Origin of the sequence: Shewanella zhuhaiensis (genome assembly GCF_022484835.1) — a bacterium.
Classification (GTDB): domain Bacteria; phylum Pseudomonadota; class Gammaproteobacteria; order Enterobacterales; family Shewanellaceae; genus Shewanella; species Shewanella khirikhana.
Genome location: NZ_JAKUDL010000005.1, coordinates 112,123 through 136,473, shown reverse-complemented (window position 1 = coordinate 136,473; position 24,351 = coordinate 112,123). Strand labels below are relative to the sequence as shown.

Sequence of the window (24,351 nt, the reverse complement as noted above, 5' to 3'; positions counted from 1 at the left end):
GATGGCGCAGCGGGAACAAGGTGGAGCGTTGCAGCAGGCTGAGCCGCTGTCGGTATTGATGCTGGCTGCTGAGCATGGCGCTCTCAAAGGCGCCAAGGTAGGCGGCATGGCCGATGTGATTGCCGGGATAGTACCGGCGCTGGCATCCATTGGCGTAACCGTGAATGTGGTGATGCCAGACTATGGCTTTCTGACCCGGTCTCTGGGGCTGGGCGAGCCGGGCAGATTTGCGGTGCCATTTCGCCATGGCATAGAAGAAGTCCTGCTCTATCAGTATTTTGATGCTGACACAGGTGCAACCCTTTATTTGCTCGAGCATCCTTTGTGGCGCTCTTCTCCCGGCAGACTCTACGTCACCAGTGCCGATGGTCGCCCCTTTGCCGATGATGCCGACCGCTTTGCGCTGTTTGGGGTGGCGGTGGCCGAAGCGCTCACCCTCGGGCTAATCCCTTTGCCAGAGCGACTTCACCTGCACGACTGGCATCAGGGCTTTTTTGCACTGTTAAGGGCGCTTGATAGCAAATACCAGTCGCTTAAGGCCACTCCCTTGGTGCTCAGTATCCATAACCTGGCGCTGCAGGGTACCCGGCCGCTGGAACAGGAATCCTCCTCCCTTGCCGCCTGGTATCCCTGGCTTGGCTTGGGGCAACACACGGCGCCAGCCTGGGGGCGGGACCCGCGCTTTGGGCACTGCTTTAATCCGCTGCGCGCGGCTATCAATTCGGCCGATATGCTGCATCTGGTATCGCCTCACTATTGCACCGAGGTGCTCAAACCCTCTGATCCGGCGACCGGCTTTGTTGGCGGTGAGGGGCTTGAGGGCGACTTGCAGCGCCTGAATGATGAGGGGCGCTTGGTCGGAATTTTAAATGGCTGCGAATATCCTGAAATGCCCACTTCCGGGCGCGCCGAACCTGATGCAGTTGTGGCTGCCATCCTCGGCGCCCTTGCCAGAGCACAAGCCAGCGCGGGGCCTGTCATGACGGTTGATTTTCTGGCTGGGCTCAGGCTGCAGGAAATGCAGCTTGCTTGGCTTTCAGATAGGCGCACAGACAAGCGCGCAGATAAAAGCCAGCAGCCATTTTTGCTGACCTCGGTTGGCAGGCTGACCGAGCAGAAGGTGGGGCTGCTGCGCTTACATTTGCATGGCAAAAGCGTGCTGGAATCTCTGCTGGACAGCCTTCGTGACTTCGATGAGCGGGCGCGTTTTATCCTGCTTGGCAGTGGCGATGTATCCATAGCCAGAGAGTTTCAGGCCATCTCGGCAAGGAATGATAATTTCATTTTTATCAATCACTTTGACTTAGAACTGTCGGCGGCGCTTTACCGGGCCGGGTCGCTGTTTTTAATGCCAAGCAGCTTTGAGCCCTGCGGCATCAGTCAGATGCTGGCGATGCGCGAAGGTCAGCCCTGTCTGGTGTCCAGTGTCGGTGGTTTGGTCGACACAGTAAAGCATGGCGAAAACGGTTGGCGCTTCGATGGACAGACGCCGCAGGTGCAGGCGGCAAGGCTGCTGGAGACATTTGCTGCGCTGCTGGAGCAATACGGCAGTGCTGACTGGCAACGGGTGGTGGACGGTGCCCTTGATAGCCGCTTCAGCTGGGATGCCGCCGCGGCCGACTATCTTGAGCGCCTGTACCGGCCATTGCATACTTACGTCTGATACCCTCTGCTACAATTCTGGAAAGATTAAGACTTTTCTTTCCCCATGCCATCGGGGCATGATAAGGGAAGTGTAAGACTTTACCGGTCCAGGCCGGTTATCCGGGGGAATTCAGGCAGACAATGGATCAGGGTATTCTGTTCCCGCTGGTGGAAAACGCCGCGCTATTGCTGGCGCTGGTGTTTATCTACGATGCCATACCATGGCTGAAGCAGCAAAGACTGCTTGGGCTGTGGCGAGTGCTGCTTGGTGTGGTCATCGGCGGCATTGGCATGACCATTATGTCTACCCCCTACGAGTTCGCCGAAGGCATTTATTTCGATACCCGCGCGGTGCTGCTCAGCGTCAGTGGCCTGTATTTTGGCGGCGTACCAACCATTATTGCCGCCGGAATGACCTCGGCGTTTCGTGTCAGTCTGGGCGGTCAGGCGATGTTTGCCGGTATAGCCGGTATTGTACTGAGCGCCGGGCTTGGCCTGCTGTGGCGCCTGCGCTGGAAAGACAACCTCGCTCATATCCCCCTGTTACAACTGCTGGTGCTGGGTGTGCTGGTGCATCTGTGTGTGCTTGGCAGCATGTTTATCATGCCTCTCGGTGTGGCCTGGGATCTGCTGTCAGCCATCGCACTGCCTGTGCTGCTGGTTTGCCCGCTGGCGACCATGCTGCTGGCCAGATTGCTGGCGCGGCGCATCGAAATCGAACGCGATGAAAAAATCAAATTACAGGATGACTTCCTGTTTCGTTCCCAGTTCAACGTCGGCAATATCGGTATTGCCATCACCTCGGTGGACAAGCGCTGGATTAAGGTGAATCCACGCCTGTGCCAGATGCTGAAATACACCGAGAAAGAACTGCTTGGCCTTAGTTGGGAGCAAATGTCCCACGAGGATGATTTGGCCAAGGACTTGGAGCAGTTCCACCGCATGCTGGCGGGCAGTATCGACCAGTATGAAATCAATAAGCGTTTCTACGCCAAAGACGGCAGCGTGGTGCACACCCATATGACGGTGGCCTGTAAGCGCAGCGGCGGCAAGGTGCAATTGGTGATAGCCGGCTTTATGGATATCAGCGATCAGACCCTGTCGGAAATGCGGGTGCGGGCCAGTCGCGAGCAGCTTGCATTGGTGCTGGCCTCAGGCGACTTGGGCTTTTGGGACTGGGATCTTAAGTCCGACATAGTAGTGCGCAACGAGCGCTGCGCCCAGATGCTCGGCGTATCCATGGCTGAAATGATAGATAACAACCGCATTTGGGTCGATGCGGTGCACCCGGACGACCGACTTAAACTGCTGCGCTCCCTCGATTTACACCTTAACGGCCACAGCCAGAACCATAACCTCGAATACCGTATTCGCCGCAAAGATGGGCAGGTGATCTGGGTGCGGGACACAGGCCGGGTGATGCACAGAGATGTTGACGGCAAGGCGCTGCGGATGTGCGGTATCCACGTGGACATCACAGATGCCCGTCGCAGCCAGGAGCAGTTGGAGCTGGCGGCATCTGTGTACAACAACTCCAGTGAAGCCATGAGCGTGATGGATGATAAGGGCAATATCATCACCATCAACGCCGCTTTTACCGATATCACCGGCTACAGCGAAGAAGAGGTGCTGGGGCGCCATATCAGCCTGCTCAATTATCCCCGTAATCCTGAGCACTTTTACGATCAGCTTAACCGCGAAGTACAAACCTCTGGTCGCTGGCAGGGGGAAATGTGGCAAAAGCACAAAAATGGCGAGGAGTACCTGATTTGGCTGACCGTAAACACCATTTACGACAGCTACAATCGCCCTTATCGCCGGGTGGCGCTGTTCTCGGATATCACCGAGAAAAAGGCCCAGGAGCAGCTGATTTGGCAGCAGGCCAACTATGACCCGCTCACAGGTCTGCCAAACAGGCGTATGTTGCTGGATTATTTGGATAAGGAAATAGCCCTGTCGGAGCGTCAGCATACTCACTTTGCGCTGCTGTTCCTCGATTTGGATTTCTTTAAAGAGGTGAACGACACCCTGGGCCACGATATGGGCGACAAGCTGCTGGTGGAGTGCGCCGGGCGGATCCGCGGCTGTGTACGCGAGTCGGATGTGGTGGCACGTCTCGGCGGCGATGAGTTCACGGTGATAATCCGCGATATCCACGACCCACAGGGTGTGGAGCGGGTGGCCAGCAAAATCTTAAAAGCGGTGGCCGAGCCTTATCTGCTTGGGCAGGACACCGCTTACATCAGCGTCAGTATCGGTATTACCCTGTTCCCGGACGATGCCAACAGCCGCGAGGCGCTGCTCAAACACGCAGACCAGGCCATGTACGCCGCCAAGGAGCAAGGCCGCAACCGCTTCAATTACTTCACGCCTTCCATGCAGGAGTACGCCCGTTATCGGATGCGGCTTATTCAGGATCTGCGTCTGGCGGTTGAGCAGCAGCAATTTACCCTGTATTTCCAGCCGATAGTGCAGATGTCCAGCGGGGCGGTGCACAAGGCCGAGGCCTTGCTGCGCTGGCAACATGAGGAGCGCGGTTTTGTGTCGCCGGCGGAATTTATCCCTGTGGCCGAAGATACTGGGCTCATCCTGGAGATCGGCACCTGGGTGTTTGAAAATGCCGCCCGTCAGAGCCGCGACTGGCAGCGCAAGTTTGGTCAACCCATACAGCTCAGCGTCAACAAATCTCCGGTGCAGTTCCGTGATGAAGGGGAAAACTTCGAGCGCTGGGTGGAATTACTCAAAGAGCTGGAACTTACCCAGGGGGGCATTTGCATCGAAATCACCGAAGGGTTGCTGCTGGATGCCTCATCCGGGGTATCGGAAAAGCTGCTGGCTTACCGTGATGCGGGCATTCAGGTGTCCTTGGATGACTTTGGCACAGGATACTCATCTTTGGCGTATCTTAAAAAGTTCGATATCGATTATCTTAAAATCGATCAGTCCTTTACCCGCAATCTGGAAGAGGACTCCAGCGATCGCACCCTGTGTGAAGCCATTATCGTGATGGCCCATAAGCTGGGCATGAAGGTGATTGCCGAAGGGGTGGAAACCACCGCCCAGCGCGACATTCTGCTGGCCATGGGATGCGATTACGGCCAGGGCTACCTGTATTCCAAACCGGTGACGGCACAGGAATTTGAAGCGCGTTATCTGGCTGCGCCAGTGAAGGAAGCCGCAGCGCCCAGCCTGCAACAGTAAATTGAGCGTAGCCTGAGCGAGGCGGATTTATCTGCCTCAGTTGCCGATTGCCATTTCGTCCCGGGGGACTATACTGCCGCCTCGGTTTCTTCACCCCAACAGCTGCGAACACGCCATGACTTTTTCATCCCTCGGGCTAAGCCCGGCACTTACCGAGACGGTCAGCCGCCTGGGTTATCAGACGCCCACCGACATTCAGACCCAGGCTATCGCTGCCATGCTGAAGGGCGCCGACGTGCTGGCCATCGCCGAGACCGGCAGTGGCAAGACGGCTGCCTTTGCCTTGCCGATCCTTGAGCAGCTGCTAAGGCACCCTTCGGCGCCAGTCGAATCTCAGTCGGCACAGCGGCTGCAATTGGAGGCGCTGTATGCCTCAAGGGCGGCCTCAAGGCTGCGGGCCCTGGTGTTGGTGCCTACCCGCGAGCTTGCCGAGCAGGTGGCGGTCAGTGTCAATCGTTATGCAGGCGACAGCGGTCTGGTGGCGCTCGCGGTGTATGGTGGGGTGAATATTCGTGCCCAGACCCGCGCCCTGGCGGAGGGGGTGGATGTGCTGGTGGCAACGCCGGGCAGACTATGGGATCTGATTTGTCATTTTGGCCTTTCCCTCGATGCGGTGCGCTATTTGGTGCTCGATGAGGCTGACCGCATGCTGGATATGGGCTTTGCCCCGGCAATCGATAAAATCCGCACCCGCCTTGGCGCTCATCAATCGGCGCTTTTTTCTGCAAGCTTTGGCGAGCGTGAGCGCGCACTTGCCCAGCGCTGGCTGCGCCAGCCCGTAACAGTGGAAACCGCAGGCACAGGCACCACCCCAGAGCAGCTGTCGGTTGAGCTGTTTCATCTCGACAGGCGCCGCTGGGCCGAGTGGCTGGCGGAGCTGGTGGGCAAGCGTAATTACGGGCAAACCCTGGTGTTTGTTGGCACCAAGGACAGCGCCAACAACCTGGTGCGTGAGCTTAAACTCGATGGCCTTCGCGCCGAAGCCTTCCATGGCGATAAAACCCAGGGCGCCCGCCGTCGCGGACTGGATGAATTCAAGCGCAGTGCCGTGCGTTTGCTGGTGGCCACCGATGTGGCAGCCCGGGGGCTGGATATTGCCAAATTGCCGGTGGTGATAAGCCTGGGGATGCCCCACAGTGAAGAAGACTTGCTGCACCGCCTGGGGCGCAGTGCCCGCGCCGGAAACGCAGGTCACGCCATTGTGGTGCTGGAGCGGGACGATAAGGCCGGGCTGGCTCAATTGGCTGCGGTGTGCCCGGGCTTGCCCGAAGCGGTGACGCCCGCAGGCTACGGCCCTAAAGATCCGCTGCCGGAGCGCTATCGTAACCAGCAGGGCGGCAATCAACCAAGCGGCAATCAGCAGGGCCGAAATTCCAAATCAGCAAATACATCGGCGCGGTCATCCACACGAAAAGCCGCCCAGGGCACGGGGAAACCCAGGCAGCGAAGCAGCGACAGACCTGGCAAAGATCAGCGCCCGGCACGAAGCTCAGAGAAGGGCAGGAGCAACAGTGGCCGGAGCGGTTGGCAGAAATAATCCGCACGTGTCGCCTTCAGGCTTGCTGAGGTACACTTGCCGTTTTGGCGTTTCGATGTACAGGGAGACCTGAGATGCTGCTTGCCAATATTCCGGTCAATATAATCACCGGCTTTTTAGGCGCGGGTAAAACCAGCTTTATCAAATGTTTGCTTGCTCAAAAGCCCAGGCATGAACGCTGGGCCGTGCTGGTGAATGAGTTTGGTGAAATCGGCCTCGATGGGGCGCTGCTGGGTGAGGCCGATGGCGTGGCCATTCGCGAAGTGCCGGGGGGCTGCCTGTGCTGTGCGGCGGGTGTGCCCACCAAAGTGGCCATTGCCGGGCTGCTGAAAAAGGCCAAACCCCACAGATTGTTGATTGAGCCCACAGGGCTTGGTCATCCTGCGAATATTTTGCAAACCCTGCAAAGCGATGAATACCGCGGCGTGCTTGAACTCAAAAGCAGTGTGTGTCTGGTTGACCCGCGCAATCTGGCCGACAGCAGATACACAGAGCATGCTCTGTTTAACCAGCAAATGGCGATGGCCGATATGGTGCTGGCAAGTAAAGCCGATTGCTACGCCGAAGCGCCGCTGCGCTCGCTGTCTGAGTATTTGAGTACCATCAACCCGTATGCCACCACGATGGCGTTTTCCCGCGAGCAGCCGCTTACCGCATCTTTGCTTGAAATGCTCGATAGCCCATCGGGCGCCTTACGGCGCGCGAAAAGCACCCAAAACAGCCGGTTTCAAGCTACCGGGCTTGCCTTTAGCAGGCCTGCCGTGAGCCTGTTTGATGCCGAGCCTGATGCCCCTCCCATGGACTTTAATCCGCAGGGTTTTGTACGCAAGCCTCATCAGGGCGAAGGGCTGTATGCCTGTGGCTGGTGCTTTGCGGCCGATTGGTGTTTTGATTTCGATGCGCTGATGGCTCTTTGCGAGGCAACCCCAAGCCTGCGGCTTAAAGCAGTGATGATTACCGCAGATGGCATATTGGCCATCAACCGCCTGGAGACAGAGCTGTACCTGGCGGAGCTTGATGATGCGCTGGACTCGCGGATTGAGTTTATCAGCCGCGAGCGTCTGGATTGGGATGCCATCGAAAAGCAGATCCTGCGCGCAGGACGGCGGCAAAACGCTGGCTAATCTCAGTGCTCATCCGCTACAATCGCCGCTGGCAATGTAAAAAATAACAATCATAAAGCGCAATAAATAACACATGAATCATACCCAAGCCCTGCTGGATGCGCCCATCCATCGCCTGTTCTGGCGCTACACCCTGCCCACAATCGCCTCCATGCTGGTGACGGGGGTGTATGTCACCATTGACGGCATGTTTGTCGGTCATTTCCTTGGTGAAACCGGGCTTGCGGGCATTATGCTGGCGTATCCTGTGGGCGCCGTGCTCTATGCGGTCGGCGCCATGATTGGCATGGGCGCCGGTGCGCTGATGTCGATGCGTCTGGGGGAAGGGAAAACCGATAAGGCGCGCCAGCTGCTGGGCAATGCCTTCAGTTTGGTGCTGCTCGCGGCGCTGTTTTTCACCATTGTCGGCTCACTCAGTGCCAGGCAATTGCTGATATGGCTTGGGGCTGAGGGCGAGGTGCTCGAAAGCGCCCATGATTACCTGTTCTGGTACTTTGCCCTGTGTATCTTCCCGCTGATTTCCATGGCCTTTACCACGCTGCTGCGTAACGATGGCAAACCAGCCTTTGTGACCTGGGTATTGATAGGCGGCGGTGTGCTTAACACTGTGCTGGATTATCTGTTTATCGCGGTGTGGGATTATGGTCTGGCCGGTGCATCTATCGCGACCATGTTGTCCCAGGCCGTGACCGGGCTTTTGTGTTTGCAGCATTTTTTCTCGCCGCGTACCCAGCTTCGAATCGACTGGCAGCAAATGAAGCTGACGCTGGATAACTGCCTCAATATTGCCAGAGTAGGTTTGCCAAGCCTGTTAATGAACCTGTACTTATCCATAGTGCTGACACTGCATAACACGGCGCTGCTGTGGGTGGGGACGCCGCTGCACGTGGCCGCCTATGGCGTGGTGAGTTATACCGAGGCGTTTTTCTATCTGATTTTTGAGGGCATCGCCCTTGGCTCTCAGCCGGTGCTCAGCTTTAATGCCGGTGCAGGGCGCTATGACAGAGTGAGAAAGACCCGTAACCTCGCCATGATGGTGACTCTGCTCACCGCAGGCCTGGGGCTGATGTTTATCTATGGCAAGCCAGAGTGGGCGGTGTTTATTTTTGCCGGTGATAATCCGGCCTTAAGCCCTGTAGCCATCGAAGGCATGCGGCTGTATTTTTGGGGATTACCGTTCGAAGGCATGATTCTGGTGGGCGCCAGCTTCTTCCAGGCCATTAACCGGCCGAAGGAGGCCTCCATCCTCACCGGCACCAAGCTGGTTCTCATTGCCATAGTTATCTACAGTTTCGCCTGGGCCTTCGGTGTGCCGGGGGTGTGGGTGTCGCTTGCCTGCGTCAGCGCCTGCCTTACTGTATGGATGCTGAACCAGATGGTAAAGATTGATACCAAATCGGCCTGATTTGTTTATGCCTTGTGGTGATTGTGATAATTTCGGTGGCGGTTTTGTGATGTGGCCGACAAAAAGGAAATTATAACAATGAAAGCAATAGGGAAAATTGCCCCGCTCCTGTTCGCCCTTAATGCGGTATCGCCTCTGGTTGTTGCCGATGAGTTTTCCGATGTTTACAACAGCTATCAGCAGGCTTTGGAAACCGGCAACAACATCGATGCACGCAGTTTTGCCGAACAGGCCTACACATTGGGCGAGGTGAAATTTGGCAAGGACAGTGTGGATTACGCCAACCTGGGCTTGAATCTGGCTAAGGCGCTCAGACACGACAATTCCGGTGATTATGAGCTGAATCGTCAGCGTGCCACCGAGATTGCCAGCCTCAGTCTGGCAAGCTATGAAGCACGATTTGGTGAGGAAGCCGTTGATCTGATTGATCCGCTGATGGTGCTGGGTGATGTCACCAACGACAGCAAAACGGCAAGAGATGCCTATCAGCGTGCATTGGTGCTTGCCAAAGCGTCCGGTAAGGCGGACTTGCTTGCCTATACCCGCATGAACGCCTACAAGCGTCTTTCCCGTACCGAGTATTACACTTCAGCAGTTTATGGCTATATCCGCGATGCGCATGAATATTTTGCCGAAAACCACCCCGCCAACAGTGCCGTGCGCCTTGAAGCGACCTACATGCTGGCCGGTGCCCATATGGGCAATCGCAAACTGAGAAAAGCCGAGCCGCTGTTTCTCGAAGTGATTGAGCAATATAAAATATTTGACTATACCCATCCCTATGCGTTGGGAGCCCACAGTCGTCTGGTTGAGCTATATGAGCTGATGGGTAATTCGGACCTTTCCACCGAGCATTGCATTGCCATTGGCAGCATGAAGCCGTGGGATGACAACCAGCAGCAGACACCGCTGTTTCGCCGTGAACCCGACTATCCAATGGAGCTTGCCCGGCGAGGCAAAAACGGCTGGGCTGAAATCAGCTTTACGGTAGATGAAATGGGGATTGTGCGGGATCCCAAAGTGCTCGACTCAGAGGGTGGCAAGGGCTTTGAGAAGGCCTCGATGGAGGCTCTGAAAGCCTGGCGTTATGCCCCCAAGTTTGAAGATGGCAAGCCGGTGAAAGCCGAAAGCTCAGTCAGACTGGACTTTTACGTAAAGTAGCACCCATGAAAGAAAAACGCCGCGAATTCGCGGCGTTTTTGCTTTCATCAGCGTGAGCACTAAATCAAATACAGCCCCAGGCTACAGGCGCCGTGGGCGCCTACCACCAGGGCTTGCTCGATATCGGCGGTTTTGGATGGTCCGGCAATAAAGACCCCAAAGCCCAGTTCATCTTCAAGCTTACCGATACGGCCCATGGCCTGATGCATGTCGGCGACTATGGCATCGCGGCGTACCACAAGCAGCAGGTTTTCGCAGATAAAGGGCGCGATGCGGGTTGTGTGGTCGCCCTGAGTGAGCGAAGCTTCCGTGACCCACACAGCGCCGTTTTCGGCCACTGCCAACTCGCCCGGGATAACTGCAAAATCCACATCCGCCAGGGCGTGGGGGGACGCGGTCAGCTCACGGTTGCCGGGCACGCCGTCAATCAAGGAGAGCACCACTTTGCCTTGAGCCATCAGGCTTTGGGTGTGCGCCTTTAATGCGTCAATGCCGCCCAGCTCAAGTTTGCCTGCCACTGTGGCGAGGTTGGTTTCAAGGCGGCTTTCAAGCTCCAGCTGGGACAGCTGATTGCCGATACTTTTAAGCTCAGGCATGGCCACGTCCGCCATGGCGGAGGTTTTCAGCGCATTTAGAATGGCTTGCTTGGACATATCAGTTTTCCCCCTTGCTGTTCTTGCTGCCCTTTACCAAAAGCTCTGGCCGGTTTTTCTTAAGCCAACCCTCGAAGCTTGAGCCCGGCGCTGTGGGCAGCTCACGGTATTTGCCCCAGGCGCCACTCATGGGTTTGAGCAGGCTGTGAGGCAGAATGGCCAGCGCAGTGCGCGCCGCTGCCATACCTGTGTTTAGCAGGGTTTCGCTCGCCATAAAACGGCCCACCAGCGGCATATAGCTGCCTTTGCCGTAGGGCAGGCTGCCACGCTCGGCGTAGAGGCGGCGACGGTGGAAAATAATCTTGTCCAGCGGCACCTTGGTGGGGCAGACAAAGCTGCAGGAACCACACAGGGTACAGGCCCAGGGGCTGGAATGGGTGTCATCTTCATCGGCGCCCACGGCAATACCAATGGGGCCCGGGATGGTGTGACCATAGCTGTAGCCGCCGCTTCGGCGGTACACAGGGCAGGTATTGAGGCAGCCACCACAGCGGATACATTTGAGCGCTTCGCCCAAAATTTTGTCGCGCATCATTTCGCTGCGGCCATTGTCCACAATGATGATGTGCATCTCGCCGCCGGCTTTGGCGTCGCGGTAGAGACTGGAATAGGTGGTGATTGGCTGACCTGTGGCGTTGCGGGCCAGCATCCTGAGGAGCACAGCAGCGCTGTCCATGTCCGGCACTATCTTGTCGATGCCCATGGAGTGCAGCTGCAATTTGGGCAGGTTGGCGCCCATATCGGCGTTGCCTTCGTTGGTGCACACAATCACGGCGCCTTCGCTGGCCACGGCCATGTTGACCCCGGTCATGGCCGCATCGGCACTGAGGAACTGCTCCCGCAGGTGGGCGCGGGCAGCGCGGGTCAGGCGGGTTGGGTCGCTCTCACCCTTGGGGGTACCAAGCTTGTCGTGAAACAGCTCGCCCACTTCCTCTTTTTTCATGTGGATGGCAGGCACCACAATGTGCGAGGGCGGCTGGTGATTGAGCTGAATAATGCGCTCGCCAAGGTCGGTGTCGATGACCTCAATGCCATGACCTTCGAGGAAGGGGTTTAAATGGCACTCTTCGGTGAGCATCGACTTGGACTTCACCAGTTTTTTCACCCGATGGCGCGTTAAAATCTCCAGCGCAATACGGTTGTGCTCGGCGCCATCTTTGGCCCAGTGCACCTGAATGCCGCGCTTGAGACAGTTGGCCTCAAAGGTTTCCAGATACTGGCCAAGGTGGCTTAAGGTATGCAGCTTGATTTGGGAGCCAAGGGCGCGCAGCTCCTCCCACTCGGGCAGGCTTCCTGCGGCGCGGTCACGCTTTTCACGCAGTACCCACAGGGCTTTGGAGTGCCAATCGACTCGACTCTCATCGCGGCAGAAAATCTCGGCCGCCTTGGCATGGGTTTGTACTTTTCGCTCCATGACGACCTCCGTTACAGCGCCAAATCAAGGATTTGGGCAAGATGGCGGGTTTCGATGGCAAGGCCTTTACGGCGGATGGTGCCATCGAGGTGCATCAGGCAGCTGGGGTCAAAGCCCACCGCATAGTCTGCGCCTGTGTCGGCGTGGGCCTGGGCCTTGTCTTTGCCCATCTTGGCCGACACTGAGCCTTCATCCACGCTGAAGGTGCCACCAAAGCCGCAGCATTCATCACGCCGCTCCGGGTAGCAAATCTCAACGCCATCGATGCGCGACAGCAGGGCTTCCATCTTGTTGTAGCGCGGCCCCATGTATTCAGTGGGCGCGGCCAAATCCAGCATGCGGATGCCGTGGCAACTCAGTTGCAGGCTGAGCTTTTTATTGAGTGGTCTGCTGAAGGTCGTTACCGGCGCCACATCGTGCAAAAATTCGGTCAGTTCAAACAGCTTGTCGATAACGGCTTTGGCTTCGGCGCTTTTATCGAATTCATGGAAGTTCTCTTTGGCCGCCACCAAACAGGACGCCGCCGGACAGACAATGGCGTCGCACTCCACGCCTTTGAAGGCGTTCAGTAGTTTCATGGTGGTGTTTTTGGCTTCGTTGAAGCAGCCAGAGTTGGTCATGGGTTGGCCGCAGCAGGTTTGGCCTTGGGGGAAGATCACCTGGTGACCCAGTTTTTCCAGTACCGACAGGGTTGCCACTGCAACCTCGGGCATCATCTGGTTTACCAGGCAAGGCGTGAAGAGGGCTATTTTCATCGTTTTGGTCCCATTTGCCGACATGCAATTTAGCGGGCCGCTGGGGCGGCCTCTGTGGACATTCAAAGGGGTATGCCAAAGATGCATATCCCCTATGGCATTTCACTATAGGCCTAAAACCCTATTCAAAACAGTGGTATTTCAGTAAATGCAAGATTGCTTTTTTGCAAAAATGCAAAGGTTGTAATTTATTGATTGTAAAAATAAAAAGGTCGCAATTCTGCGACCTTTTTTGATGAGGTTTAACTCGCGGATCAGTTACCGCGGCTACATTCTTCCACCAGATACACCAGATGGCGGTAGGGGATGCCGCTGTGCTTGCCAAGGCCAACTTCACACATACGGTTGGCGTAGTAGCCTTCCTTCACACCGACCGGCAGCAGCTTTTTGATATTCCGAAGCGCTACTTCGTTGATTTCAGGCTTGTAGAGGCCTTTCTCACCGGCATAGCCACAGCAGTCGATACCTGCAGGACGGTGCACCTGTTTGGCACAGAGCTGGGCGATGGCCTGCATCTTATCTTCCACCTTGAGGTGTTTGGCGCTGCAGCCCAGGTGCAGGGTAACCGCCTCCTTGGGGCTCAGAGTCAGGCGCGGCAGCACTTCATCATGGAGGAATTCCACCAGATCCGTGACTTCAATATCCGGATCGCCGCCCAGGGTGCGCTTGGTACAGGAGAGGGCATCGACAAGGACCTTGAGCTTGCCGTTATCGGATTTGGCTTTCAGTGCCTCAATCAGTTCGAGCCGCTTGGCATCGGCGTTCTTGAAATCGCCCTTGGACTCCCACATCTGGCCGCAGCACAGGCTTCGGCCGTGCTCGGGTACCACCACATTGTAGCCGGCGCGCTCAAGTACAGTCACCACCACCTCAGGCAGCGGCCGTTTGTCGGTATCGAGTGGCGTGGGGCCAAAGGTGCGGCCACCACAGGCGGGGAAATACAGCAAAGTTTCGCGGCCGGGCTTGGGCGCTGATACCTTCGGCAGGCTGCCACCTTTGGGGAAGCTTGGATCCCAGTAGGGCACTTCTTTGGAGATCATCCGGCCGAACTTCATCAAGCCGGAGGTGAGGCTGTCGCCTGTGATGCGATGAATAATGCCAAGGGCATCGAAACCTGTGCTTATCACCTGATTTACGGCGCCAAAGTGTTTGGCCTGGAAGTCCAGCACCTTTTGCTCTGTGGTGCTGATGTAGGGGGTGCGAAGCTTGCGCACCAGCTGGCCCATGCTGTTGTCTACCGGGCAGGCTATGGTACACAGCTGACAGGCGGCGCAGGTATCCACCACATCGTATTTGGCAGCATCCCGAAGCTCCTTCGCAGCGGCACTGTCGCCACTTTGCTCGAGGCGGCTGATTTCCCTCAGAGTCGCGATACGCTGTCTTGGGGTGAGGTTAAGGGCCGACGTCGGGCAGGTCTTTTCACAAAAGCCGCACTCGATGCACTTGTCCACCAGGTCGTCCACCACCGGGCAGGGCTTGATGTTTTTCACGTGCACCTGGGTGTCGTCGTTGAGGATAACGCCGGGGTTCAGCATACCTGTCGGGTCAAACAGCGCCTTGATGCTTTTCATCAGGGTGTAGGCATCGCTGCCCCATTCCATTTCCACAAAGGGCGCGACTGCGCGGCCGGTGCCGTGCTCGGCCTTCATTGAGCCGTCGTAAGTGTTGATGACCATCTCGGCCACATCCTGCATAAAGCCGTGGAAGCGGTCGATGTCGGCCTGGGTGGCGAAGGTGGGGGTGATGATAAAGTGGAAATTGCCCGCCAGCGCATGGCCGTAAATCACACCTTCAGGATAGCCGTGTTTATGGAACAGAGCCGTTAAATCCCGGGCAGCTGCCGCCAGATGCTGCACTTCAAAGGCCACGTCTTCGATAATGACCGAACTGCCCTTGGGCCGCTCACCACCAATAATCGGGAACAGCCCGGAGCGCATCGCCCAGTACTTACTGTACACAGCTGCATCGGTACTGAATTCAATGGGTTGCCAGGTAGGGATGTGGGCAATCTTGCCAATCACTTCGTCGGTGTAGGCCTTAAGGGTTTGCGCATCGCTGGCGCGGGACTCAATCAGCAAAATCGCTGCGCCTTCGGGCAAGTCCTTAAGCCATAGCGGCATGCCTTTTTTGCCGGTCACGGCCTTGATAGAGGCCCAGTCCAGCAGCTCAGCGGCCGCGACGCTGTCGCCAATCAAAAACGGAATGGCGCTCGCAGCCGCTTCCATGGAAAAGAACACCGCCATGGCCGAGGCCTTGAAGCGGGCTTCATCCACTGTGTGGTAGGTGACTTCATCCACAAAAGCCAGGGTGCCTTCGCTGCCCACCATCAGGTGATTCAAAATATCAAAGGGCTCTGAAAAATCCACCAGGGCGTTGAGGCTGTAGCCGGTGGTGTTTTTAATGGCGTATTTTTTACGAATTCGCTGGGCTAGGGGGTCGTTGGCTTTGACCATGGCAGCAAGGTCGGCAAGACCATCAAGCAGCTCAGCATGGCTTTGACGGAAGCGCTCCCTCGACGTTTCACAGCCGGTATCCAGCGCCGTGCCATCGGCGAGCGCCAGTTTCATCGAGGCGACCGTCTGATAGCTGTTTTGTGCGGTGCCGCAGCACATGCCCGAGGCATTGTTGTTGACGATACCGCCAATCATGGCCGAGGCAAGGGTGGCGGGATCCGGGCCGATTTTTTTATCCAGCGGTTTGAGCGCCGCGTTGGCGTCAGCGCCGATAACCGCAGCCCCCAGAGTGACCTTGGTGCCATCGTCGCTGACAGCAAGCTTTCGAAAGCCGTCATGGCCAAGCTTGAGCAGAATGCCCGGACCAATCGCCTGGCCTGACAAACTGGTGCCGGCAGCGCGAAAGGTCACAGGCGCGCCGTGCTTGCGGGCAAGGCTTAAGGTGGCCTGCACCTGCTCAAGGTTGTCGGCGTGAACCACCACTTCGGGCACTATGCGAAAGTAGCTGGCGTCGGTTGACCAGGCGAAGCGGCGCACCGGGTCACGGCTGACCGCCTTCTCCCCGAGACTGGCCTTCAGGTCGGTGGCCAGGCTCTCATAATCGACCATTTTGGAGACTATGGCTTTGAGCTCTACAGCATTGTTATCGACAGACATAATTTGCTCTCTACACTCAAGCGACTGCAATCAGTCGGGCGTTGAAAGTCGCCCGGTTTCGTTGGGCGCTTTCTTTTATGGCCTGCTGGGCAGGCTCTTATTTCAGGCGTTGTTTTCACTTTTAACGCCACCACAATGGTGGCTTACTGCATTAACAGCCACCCGGCGGGTGGCTGCTTTTCTGAGAATCCACCTCAGCTCAGAATCCACCCCAAATAGTGGCGATGGTGCCGGCCAGCAGGGCATAGCCCAGAGCCACTGGCATGGTTTTACGGATGATTTCAGACTCGCGGCCCGCCATACCCACCACTGTGGCTGCGGCAACCACGTTCATTACGCACATCATGTTACCGGCGTTGGCACCAATGCCCTGCAACGCCAGCGTCAGTGCGTGATTGGCGCCAATGTTGTCGGCCACGCTGTATTGCAGGCCCGAGAACATCATGTTGGAGAAGGTGGCGCTGCCAGACAGAAACGCGCCGAAAATCCCCACCACAGGCGCCATCCAGTTCCATACTGCGCCCATGGAGCCTGCCAGCATGTCTGCAAGTGCCACCGGCATAGAAGCAAGACCTGCCTCATTGGCGCCCGAGTTCAAAAAGATTTTCACCATGGGCACTGAGGCGCCCAGTGAAATCACCGTGGGTACCATAGATTTCAGCGACACTGACAGCGACTCTGTGATGGCGTCGCGGCGCATTCTAAACAGCACAAACCCAAGTACACACACCAGCACGAAGAAGGCGCCCGGCGCGTAAAGCGTGGCAAAACCGGCTTTAAGATCAGTGCCGAGCAGATTGGTCCAGCTTAAGTTAAAGCTGTTCAGCCAGGCTTTCAGCGGCGCTATGGTGCGGCTGGCAACCAGCAGGGCGGCCATTACCAGATAAGGTGTCCAGGCGGCAAGTTGGCTGAAACGCACTTCATCCTGTTTGCCTGACTCATTGTCAGAGTCAGTCTGCGATTCTTCTCCGGCAAAGTCGTGCCAGGGGGTTTTAGGCAGCAGCCAGCCTTTGCGGGCAACCGGAATGACCATCGCCATGCCCACCAGAGCGCCGATTACCGATGGGAACTCTGGGCCTGCAACATAGTTGATGACCCAGGCCGGAACAGTGAAGGCAAAACCGGCAAACAGGGCGAATTTCCAAATGGCAAAACCTTCGGCAAAGGATTTATTGCGGCCGAAGAAGCCGGTCAGCACTGTCACCAGTACCAGTGGGATCAGGGTACCGGTGATAAGGTCGATGGTGATCATGTGCATGGCAATAAAGCGGGCGTAGTCGCTGAAATGGCCACCATGCTCGGCAATTTGTGCCGCCGCCATGCTGCTGCCACCCTCAATCAGGCCTTGCTCCATACCGAAGAGTACCGGCAGACCTATGGCGCCAAAAGACACACTGGCCGAGTCGGCAATCAGCGCTACTACTGCGGCGGCTACCGGCGGTATGCCCAGCAGTACCAAGAGCGGCGCGCCAATGGCGGCAGGGGTACCAAAACCGGCCGAGCCTTCAATAAAGGCACCGAACAGCCAGCAGATGATAATCACCTGCACCCGGGCATCGGCACTGATATTGGTAAAACCGGCGCGGATGGTGTCCATGGCGCCGGAATATTTGAGGGTATTGAGCAGGAATACTGCGCCAAAGATGATAGACAGCGGCGTCAGAGCCGACAGCAGCCCTTCCACCACAGATGCACTCAGCATCTGGGTATCCATTTGCCATACGAATATGGCGGCAAGTGCGGTGACCAATGCCGAAATTGGCATGGCCTTGGATGCGGGGAGCCTGAGCAGCACCAGGAACAGCATGACGCTGATCACCGGTGACAGACTGGCAAGAAGTTGAACGAAAGTCATGGTTGCCTCTTCTAGGGTTGCTTGTTTCGCCGGAAGCCCCGGCCCATCGCCTTGGTTATTGTTTAATCTGTGGCGATTGTTGTATGCAGGTTTATTCGGATCCGTTGTCAGTTTGCAGCAGACTCATTCAAACCTGACGACAATAAACGGCTTTTGCCCGATTAAAAACTTGATACAGATCATTTGGAGCAGGAAACACCAGACCAATATCAGGCATTGGGAGTTCGCTCCAGTCGTCTTTGGTCTGGAATGTGATCTGGGTCTTGTGCCTCCATGGTGTTTTTATAGCCAATGGTTATTAAAAGTGAGAAAAACACCGAAATGACGGTGTAGAAGGGCGTGAATGATGCCATAAAGGTAATAATCTGATCGGATTATTTCAAAGCTGTTGCTTATAAAGAGGTAAACAAGAAGGTGCTAATGTGTGCTCGGTCACAAAATTTGGTATGACCAATGTTCAAATAGTGGATGATGAAATTAGCCTATTGATTAATATTGGTTTTATTCGAAATTTCGGCGGGTGTGGTAATTGAAGCAAGGCAGCGAGTTAATCGTCGCAGAGACGGTTAACTGCCGAGCGAATTACCGTTTTGTAAGTTTTTGCTTGCTGGATTCTGGCTGGCGTTTGCGCCTTGCTGGGTTGCTCAGAAGTCGTGATTCTATCATTTGCTGACAAGCGTCTATCACTCCCAGCCAAGCGTCTATCACTCGCAGCCAAGCGTCTAGCACTCACAGCCAAGCTTCAATCACTTCCGTCGCTAAGCGCATTAAAACAGCTTGCTGCCCCAGCCGAGTTTGTTTCTCAGCACATGGAAGTAGTTGTAATTCTTGGGATGAATAAGCCGCAGACGCTCGTTGCTCTGGCGAATGATGATTTCATCGCCGGGCAGTACCGCCAGGGTGACGTGACCATCGCAGCTGACTTCAAGGTTTTCGCCATTTTCAGGTGAGACCACCAGTTTGATGGTGGAGTTGGCGTCCACCACAATTGGGCGGCATGACAGGGTGTGGGGGAACATGGGCACCAAAATCAGCGCCTGCAGATTGGGAGTCAGGATGGCGCCGCCTGCGGACAATGAGTAAGCCGTCGAGCCGGTCGGGGTTGAGACTATCATGCCATCGGCGCGCTGGGAGTACATGAACTGATTGTCGATATAGACTTCATATTCAATCATATGGGCAATTTTGCCCGGGTGCAGCACAGCTTCATTCACTGCGGTATTGCTGGCTTTGATGGCGCCGTGGCGATGCACTTCGGCTTCCAGCAAAAAGCGATGCTCGGTGACGAACTCGCCATCCAGCACGGCGGCGAGCATTTCTTCAAAGTCGTCCGGCGGCAAGTCGGTTAAAAAGCCCAGGTTGCCACGGTTAACACCAATTACACCCACATCGAAGCGAGCCAGTACCCGCGCGGCGCCCAGCATATTGCCATCACCGCCCACCACTATGGCCAGATCGCAGCGATTGCCGATTTCCAGCAAATCCACCGCGCGCACGTTGGCACCCAGCTCGGCGGCCACTCTTTCTTCCACCAAAACTTCAAACCCCTGGCTGCCCAGCCAGTGGTGTAAACGCTTCAATGTCAGGTTGGTACCATTGTGATGAGGTTTGCCAATCAGGCCAATGGTGTGGAATTGGGATGTCATAACAGGGAAACTGCGCCCTCTAGGCCTTGAAACGCGGGAATTGATCCCCATAATATGCCCTGTGTATGCAGAAACAAAGCATTTTTAGCTTGGAGTAGAGATGAGCAACGAATCGACCAACCCCCAACAAGAGCCACTGGAACAGGTACAGGACACCGAAGTCGTCACTGATGAGGTGGCGCTGGTAGACGAGCTGACCCAGGCTAACTTCCGTATCGAGGAGTTGGAACAGGCCCTGGCCGCTGCCGAAGCCAAGGTAGAAGAGCAGAAGGACTCTGTGGTCCGTGCTGCTGCCGAGGTGGACAACATCCGCCGCCGCGCCGCTATGGACGTGGAAAAGGCCAATAAGTTCGCCCTCGAGAAATTTGCCAACGAGTTGTTGCCGGTACTGGACAACATGGAACGCGCCCTGGCGGGTACCAATGCCGAAGATGAGGCCACCAAGGCCGTTTTCGAAGGCGTTGAGCTGACCATGAAGACCCTGATGAGTGCCGTAGACAAGTTCGGTGTAAAAGTGGTGGATCCTATGGGCCAGCCATTTAATCCTGAGCAACATCAGGCTATTGGCATGCAGCCAAACCCTGAGGTGCCTGCCAACCACGTGATGGTAGTGCTGCAAAAAGGCTACGAGCTAAACGGTCGCCTGCTGCGTCCTGCCATGGTGATGGTATCGCAGGGCGGTGGTGTTGACACCCAGGCCTGATTAAGCGTGTGAAAACAGCTTTCAATAACAAAAAGGACTGCCGAGGCAGTCCTTTTTTATTTGCGATTGAGGCTATCAGGCTTCGATAAAGGCGCGGATTTGCCGCTCGATGCCAATAGCGTCGAGGCCGAGCTCGGTGAGGATCTCCTCCGGGCCACCATGCTTGATAAACTCATCGGGAATACCGATTTGCAGCAATGGCTTAAGGCGATTCTTGCTGGCGAGGAACTCAAGGACTCCAGAGCCGGCGCCGCCCATGATGGCGTTTTCTTCCACCGTGATAAGCACATCATGGTTTTCGGCAAGCTCAAGGATAAGGTCTTCATCCAGTGGCTTTACAAAGCGCATATCGGCCACGCTGGCGTTCAGGGAATCGGCTGCGGTCAAACAGGCGGCCAGCGTGGTGCCAAAGTTGATGATGGCAATCTTCTCGCCCTGGCGACGCTTCACACCTTTGCCTATGGCCATGGCGGTCATCTCTTCAACCTGCTCGGCACCTGTGGCACTGCCGCGGGGATAGCGCACTGCGCTTGGTCCCTTGTCGTAGCTGTAACCTGTGTAGAGCATCTGGCGACACTCGTTTTCATCGCTTGGCGCCATTATCACCATATTGGGGATGCAGCGCATGTAGCTTAAATCGAAGGCGCCCTGATGGGTGGCACCGTCGGCGCCCACAATACCGCCGCGGTCGATGGCAAACAGCACCGGCAGGCGTTGCAGCGCGACATCGTGAATAAGCTGATCGTAACCGCGTTGCAGGAAGCTTGAGTAAATGGCCACCACCGCCTTAAAGCCTTCGCAAGCGAAACCAGCGCCCAGGGTGACCGCGTGCTGTTCGGCAATGGCAGCATCGAAATACTGCTTGGGAAAGCGCTGGGAAAACTCCACCATGCCCGAGCCTTCGCGCATGGCCGGGGTTATGGCCAGCACCTTGTCGTCTTTTTCGGCGATGTCACACAGCCACTTGCCAAATACCTGCGAGAAGGTCGGCAGCCCCGGCTTGGTGGCCGGTTTACGGAACTGAGTCGGATCGAACTTGGGCACTGCATGCCAGCCGATGGGATCTTTCTCGGCGGGTTCGTAGCCTTTACCCTTTTTGGTCATGATATGGAGGAACTGCGGGCCTTTGAGATCGCGCATATTGCGCAGGGTCTCGACCAGAGATTCCACATCATGGCCATCGATGGGGCCTATGTAGTTAAAGCCCAGCTCTTCAAACAGGGTGCCGGGCACCACCATGCCTTTGAGATGCTCTTCGGTGCGTCTGGCCATCTCTTTGATGACCGGCATACCCTTGAGTACCTTCTTGCCACCTTCGCGGATGGTGGTGTACAGGCGGCCGGACATGAGTCTTGCCAGGTGATTGTTAAGGGCGCCGACGTTTTCCGAGATAGACATCTCGTTGTCATTAAGCACCACTAACATGTCTTTGTGCAGGTCGCCTGCGTGGTTAAGCGCTTCAAACGCCATACCGCCGGTAATGGCGCCATCACCGATAACGGCCACCACTTTACGGCCCAGGGCTTCTTTCTCGGCGGTTACCGCCATACCCAGGGCTGCTGAAATCGAGGTGCTGGAGTGCCCCACGCTAAAGGTGTCGTATTCGCTCTCTTCCCGCCAGGGGAAGGGGTGCAGGCCGTCTTTTTGACGGATAGTGTGCATACGGTCCCGTCGCCCGGTGAGAATTTTATGGGGATAGGCCTGGTGGCCCACGTCCCAAATAAGGCGATCGAAGGGGGTGTTGTACACGTAATGCAGCGCCACGGTCAGTTCAACCGTGCCCAAGCCCGAGGCGAAATGGCCGCTGGAAATCCCCACCGAGGTCAGCAGAAACTGCCTTAGCTCGTCCGACAGCTGTTTCAGCGCCGATTGGGGAAGTTGGCGCAGCTCATCGGGGGTGCTCGCCAGCGCAAGCAACGGATAGTTCGAAATGTCCAAACTCATAGCGAGATTCTTTATCTTTTTTATACACGTCTCTCGACGATGTAACGGGCAAAGTCTGCAAGTAGCTGGCTATTGTATGGCATTTTAGCCAGGGCTGATAGTGCGTCTGCCACCAGGGCATCGGCAGTCTGCCGGGCGCCGTCAAGGCCCAGCAGCTTGGGATAGGTACTCTTGTTGGCATCCAAATCCGACCCCTGTGGCTTGCCCAGCTCCTCGGTGGTGGAAGTGATATCCAAAATGTCGTCCTGAACCTGAAACGCAAGGCCAATGGCTTCGGCATAACCGAGCAGCGCACTGCGGTCGCGCTCGTTGGCCTCGGCTGCAATCAGTGCCAGTTCAACGGCGGCGCGGATAAGGGCTCCGGTTTTCAGGTTGTGAAGCTCGGTCAGGCTGTTTAAATCAATACTCTTGCCTTCGCTTGCCAGATCAATTGCCTGACCACCACACATACCCAGATAGCCCGAAGCTCGTGCGAGCGCGGCAATCATGGCCACCTGCAACTCGGGCTTTAGACCTGAGCCGGGCTCGGCAATGATTTCAAACGCCAGGGTTTGCAGCGCATCACCGGCCAAAATAGCGGTGGCTTCATCAAAGGCAATGTGCACGGTTGGCTTGCCACGGCGCAGGTTATCATCGTCCATGGCCGGCAAATCATCGTGAATAAGCGAGTAAGCGTGAATACACTCGATGGCAGCCGCAAGCCGGTCCAGCTTGGCTTTATCGACTCCGAGCAGCTCACCTGTGGCATACACTAAAAAGGGCCGGATGCGCTTGCCGCCAATCAAGGCGCCGTGGCGCATGGCGGCTTTAAGTGCTGGCGCTGTGGCCGGCAGAACATCGAGATGGCTGGCCAGAATGGCATCGACACGGGACTGACACGCAGATAACGCAGCTTTGAGCATTATTCGCCCTCGGGCTGAAAATCGCTCAGGGGCGCATTGGCCTCATCGCTGAGCAAAATGGCCACCTTCTGCTGAGCCTGTTCAAGCTTGGCCTGACTGGCACGTACCAAGCCTATGCCACGCTCAAATTGCTTTAGAGCATCGTCCAGAGAGACTTCCCCCTGCTCCAGCTCTGCGACTATGCGCTCCAGCTCCGCCAAAGAGGCTTCAAAGCTCAGGTTTTCAGGTTTTTTGACCACGGTATTTGTTCCTGCTGTGTCGGCGTGCACAAGGTATCTCAGGAGGCTTACAGGGTCAAATTATGCGGGGGAATATTTGCTGTGCAGCACGCTTTGTTGCTGAATTTTTGTTAGAAAAAATAAATTGGCGCTAAACTTGCCGAAGGTCTGTCCGATAACTGAGAATAGTGATTGGTGTGTGAAGTCCCTGCCTTTTGGTAATAAGAGGGCATCCGACCGGCTTATTTCTGGCTGAATGACGGTTTTCCTTGGCCGCCATTCCCTCATGACTGCGTATTTAAGGAGCATCCGTGGATTTAGCAACCCTCATTGGACTGTTGGGCTCGTTCGCCTTCGTGGTCATGGCGATGGTGATGGGTGGCGGCCTCGCCATCTTTATCGACGTTCCCTCAGTGCTGATTGTGTTTGGTGGCACCTTGTTTGTGGTGATGATGAAATTCAACCTCAAGCAGTTTTTCGGTGCCGCCAAGATTGCAGTCAAAGCTTTTATGTTCAAAATCGACAAGCCCGAGGAACTGATTGAACAGTCAGTATCCATGGCGGATGCAGCTCGTAAAGGGGGCTTTCTGGCGCTGGAAGAAGCGCAGATCTCCAACAGCTTTATGCAAAAAGCAGTCGACATGCTGGTGGATGGTCACGACGGCGAAGTGGTGCGGGAAGCGCTGGAAAAAGACATTGCCCTCACCGAAGAGCGCCACAAAACCGGTATCGGTATCTTTAAGGCCTTCGGTGACGTGGCCCCGGCGATGGGGATGATTGGTACCCTGATTGGTCTGGTGGCTATGCTGTCAAACATGGATGACCCCAAGTCCATCGGCCCCTCCATGGCGGTAGCACTGCTTACAACCCTGTATGGCGCCGTTATCGCCAACATGCTGGCCATTCCCATTGCCGATAAACTGTCGCTGCGTATGGGCGAAGAAATGCTTAACCGCAACCTGATTATGGATGCGGTGCTGGCGATTCAGGACGGCCAGAACCCACGGGTTATCGAGGGCTTCCTGAAGAACTATCTGGCGGAAAAATCCCGCAAGATAGACACCACCGACGGGGAATAG

17 protein-coding genes are annotated in these 24,351 nt (G+C 56.2%); 8 read left to right on the top strand and 9 right to left on the bottom strand.

From position 1 onward, the window contains the following. Window position 1: 1 nt before the first annotated feature. The 6 genes from MJ923_RS14505 to MJ923_RS14480 all read left to right on the top strand — a co-directional run bounded on the left by MJ923_RS14505 (window position 2) and on the right by MJ923_RS14480 (window position 10,072). A complete protein-coding gene (locus MJ923_RS14505; RefSeq protein ID WP_240591712.1) occupies window positions 2–1,663 on the top strand; it encodes a glycogen synthase in 1,662 nt (553 codons plus the stop codon). 122 nt (window positions 1,664–1,785) lie between these two features. Next, window positions 1,786–4,845 carry an EAL domain-containing protein gene (locus tag MJ923_RS14500; protein ID WP_240591711.1) on the top strand — a complete coding sequence of 1,020 codons (3,060 nt, stop codon included), beginning with the start codon at window positions 1,786–1,788 and terminating at the stop codon, window positions 4,843–4,845. Window positions 4,846–4,960: 115 nt separating this feature from the next. After that, window positions 4,961–6,382 carry a DEAD/DEAH box helicase gene (locus MJ923_RS14495; protein ID WP_240591710.1) on the top strand — a complete coding sequence of 474 codons (1,422 nt, stop codon included), beginning with the start codon at window positions 4,961–4,963 and terminating at the stop codon, window positions 6,380–6,382. A gap of 74 nt (window positions 6,383–6,456) precedes the next feature. Then, window positions 6,457–7,506, top strand: a complete 1,050-nt coding sequence (locus tag MJ923_RS14490; RefSeq protein ID WP_240591709.1) for a CobW family GTP-binding protein — start codon at window positions 6,457–6,459, stop codon at window positions 7,504–7,506. 73 nt (window positions 7,507–7,579) lie between these two features. Then, window positions 7,580–8,911, top strand: coding sequence for an MATE family efflux transporter (locus MJ923_RS14485; RefSeq protein ID WP_240591708.1), 1,332 nt, complete (start codon window positions 7,580–7,582; stop codon window positions 8,909–8,911). Window positions 8,912–8,989: 78 nt separating this feature from the next. Then, window positions 8,990–10,072: an energy transducer TonB gene (locus MJ923_RS14480; RefSeq protein ID WP_240591707.1), complete on the top strand. Its 1,083-nt coding sequence runs from the start codon at window positions 8,990–8,992 to the stop codon at window positions 10,070–10,072. Window positions 10,073–10,131: 59 nt separating this feature from the next. On the opposite strand, the gene MJ923_RS14475 is transcribed toward MJ923_RS14480, so the two are convergent. From MJ923_RS14475 to nadK, 6 genes are all read right to left on the bottom strand, one after another. After that, window positions 10,132–10,725 carry a LutC/YkgG family protein gene (locus tag MJ923_RS14475; RefSeq protein ID WP_240591706.1) on the bottom strand — a complete coding sequence of 198 codons (594 nt, stop codon included), beginning with the start codon at window positions 10,723–10,725 and terminating at the stop codon, window positions 10,132–10,134. A gap of 1 nt (window position 10,726) precedes the next feature. Beyond that, window positions 10,727–12,139: a lactate utilization protein B gene (locus tag MJ923_RS14470; RefSeq protein WP_240591705.1), complete on the bottom strand. Its 1,413-nt coding sequence runs from the start codon at window positions 12,137–12,139 to the stop codon at window positions 10,727–10,729. An 11-nt stretch (window positions 12,140–12,150) separates the two neighbouring features. Further along, entirely contained in the window at window positions 12,151–12,894 is a 744-nt protein-coding gene (locus MJ923_RS14465; RefSeq protein WP_240591704.1) for a (Fe-S)-binding protein, read from the bottom strand. 254 nt (window positions 12,895–13,148) lie between these two features. After that, window positions 13,149–15,956, bottom strand: a complete 2,808-nt coding sequence (locus MJ923_RS14460; RefSeq protein ID WP_240591867.1) for an FAD-binding and (Fe-S)-binding domain-containing protein — start codon at window positions 15,954–15,956, stop codon at window positions 13,149–13,151. 247 nt (window positions 15,957–16,203) lie between these two features. Then, window positions 16,204–17,859 (bottom strand): L-lactate permease, encoded by a 1,656-nt coding sequence (locus tag MJ923_RS14455; protein WP_240591703.1) that lies wholly within the window; start codon window positions 17,857–17,859, stop codon window positions 16,204–16,206. Window positions 17,860–18,626: 767 nt separating this feature from the next. After that, complete coding sequence (gene nadK, locus MJ923_RS14450; protein ID WP_126167598.1) at window positions 18,627–19,505, bottom strand: NAD(+) kinase; 879 nt, start codon at window positions 19,503–19,505, stop codon at window positions 18,627–18,629. Between the two features lie 100 nt (window positions 19,506–19,605). Here nadK and grpE point away from each other — a divergent pair, with 100 nt between their 5' ends. Next, the gene (gene grpE / locus MJ923_RS14445; protein WP_240591702.1) at window positions 19,606–20,208 is read left to right on the top strand and encodes a nucleotide exchange factor GrpE; all 603 of its coding nucleotides are present in this window, start codon (window positions 19,606–19,608) and stop codon (window positions 20,206–20,208) included. A gap of 75 nt (window positions 20,209–20,283) precedes the next feature. On the opposite strand, the gene dxs is transcribed toward grpE, so the two are convergent. From dxs to xseB, 3 genes are read right to left on the bottom strand one after another with little or no spacing between them, the layout of a single operon-like run. Then, a complete protein-coding gene (dxs, locus tag MJ923_RS14440) occupies window positions 20,284–22,152 on the bottom strand; it encodes a 1-deoxy-D-xylulose-5-phosphate synthase (protein WP_240591701.1) in 1,869 nt (622 codons plus the stop codon). Between the two features lie 20 nt (window positions 22,153–22,172). Further along, window positions 22,173–23,054 (bottom strand): (2E,6E)-farnesyl diphosphate synthase, encoded by an 882-nt coding sequence (gene ispA, locus MJ923_RS14435; protein ID WP_240591700.1) that lies wholly within the window; start codon window positions 23,052–23,054, stop codon window positions 22,173–22,175. Then, window positions 23,054–23,293 carry an exodeoxyribonuclease VII small subunit gene (xseB, locus tag MJ923_RS14430; protein ID WP_126167594.1) on the bottom strand — a complete coding sequence of 80 codons (240 nt, stop codon included), beginning with the start codon at window positions 23,291–23,293 and terminating at the stop codon, window positions 23,054–23,056. Before xseB ends, ispA begins: the two co-directional genes overlap by 1 nt. Before the next feature lie 290 nt (window positions 23,294–23,583). Here xseB and pomA point away from each other — a divergent pair, with 290 nt between their 5' ends. Continuing rightward, entirely contained in the window at window positions 23,584–24,351 is a 768-nt protein-coding gene (gene pomA, locus MJ923_RS14425; protein ID WP_126167593.1) for a flagellar motor protein PomA, read from the top strand.

Coding starts and splice junctions, on each gene's coding strand:
- MJ923_RS14485 (WP_240591708.1), top strand. CDS start 7,580: ATGAATCATACCCAAGCCCTGCTGGATGCGCCCATCCATCGCCTGTTC.
- grpE (WP_240591702.1), top strand. CDS start 19,606: ATGAGCAACGAATCGACCAACCCCCAACAAGAGCCACTGGAACAGGTA.
- MJ923_RS14500 (WP_240591711.1), top strand. CDS start 1,786: ATGGATCAGGGTATTCTGTTCCCGCTGGTGGAAAACGCCGCGCTATTG.
- MJ923_RS14505 (WP_240591712.1), top strand. CDS start 2: ATGGCGCAGCGGGAACAAGGTGGAGCGTTGCAGCAGGCTGAGCCGCTG.
- nadK (WP_126167598.1), bottom strand. CDS start 19,505: ATGACATCCCAATTCCACACCATTGGCCTGATTGGCAAACCTCATCAC.
- MJ923_RS14470 (WP_240591705.1), bottom strand. CDS start 12,139: ATGGAGCGAAAAGTACAAACCCATGCCAAGGCGGCCGAGATTTTCTGC.
- MJ923_RS14475 (WP_240591706.1), bottom strand. CDS start 10,725: ATGTCCAAGCAAGCCATTCTAAATGCGCTGAAAACCTCCGCCATGGCG.
- MJ923_RS14495 (WP_240591710.1), top strand. CDS start 4,961: ATGACTTTTTCATCCCTCGGGCTAAGCCCGGCACTTACCGAGACGGTC.
- MJ923_RS14490 (WP_240591709.1), top strand. CDS start 6,457: ATGCTGCTTGCCAATATTCCGGTCAATATAATCACCGGCTTTTTAGGC.
- ispA (WP_240591700.1), bottom strand. CDS start 23,054: ATGCTCAAAGCTGCGTTATCTGCGTGTCAGTCCCGTGTCGATGCCATT.
- dxs (WP_240591701.1), bottom strand. CDS start 22,152: ATGAGTTTGGACATTTCGAACTATCCGTTGCTTGCGCTGGCGAGCACC.
- MJ923_RS14455 (WP_240591703.1), bottom strand. CDS start 17,859: ATGACTTTCGTTCAACTTCTTGCCAGTCTGTCACCGGTGATCAGCGTC.
- MJ923_RS14465 (WP_240591704.1), bottom strand. CDS start 12,894: ATGAAAATAGCCCTCTTCACGCCTTGCCTGGTAAACCAGATGATGCCC.
- MJ923_RS14480 (WP_240591707.1), top strand. CDS start 8,990: ATGAAAGCAATAGGGAAAATTGCCCCGCTCCTGTTCGCCCTTAATGCG.
- MJ923_RS14460 (WP_240591867.1), bottom strand. CDS start 15,956: ATGGTCGATTATGAGAGCCTGGCCACCGACCTGAAGGCCAGTCTCGGG.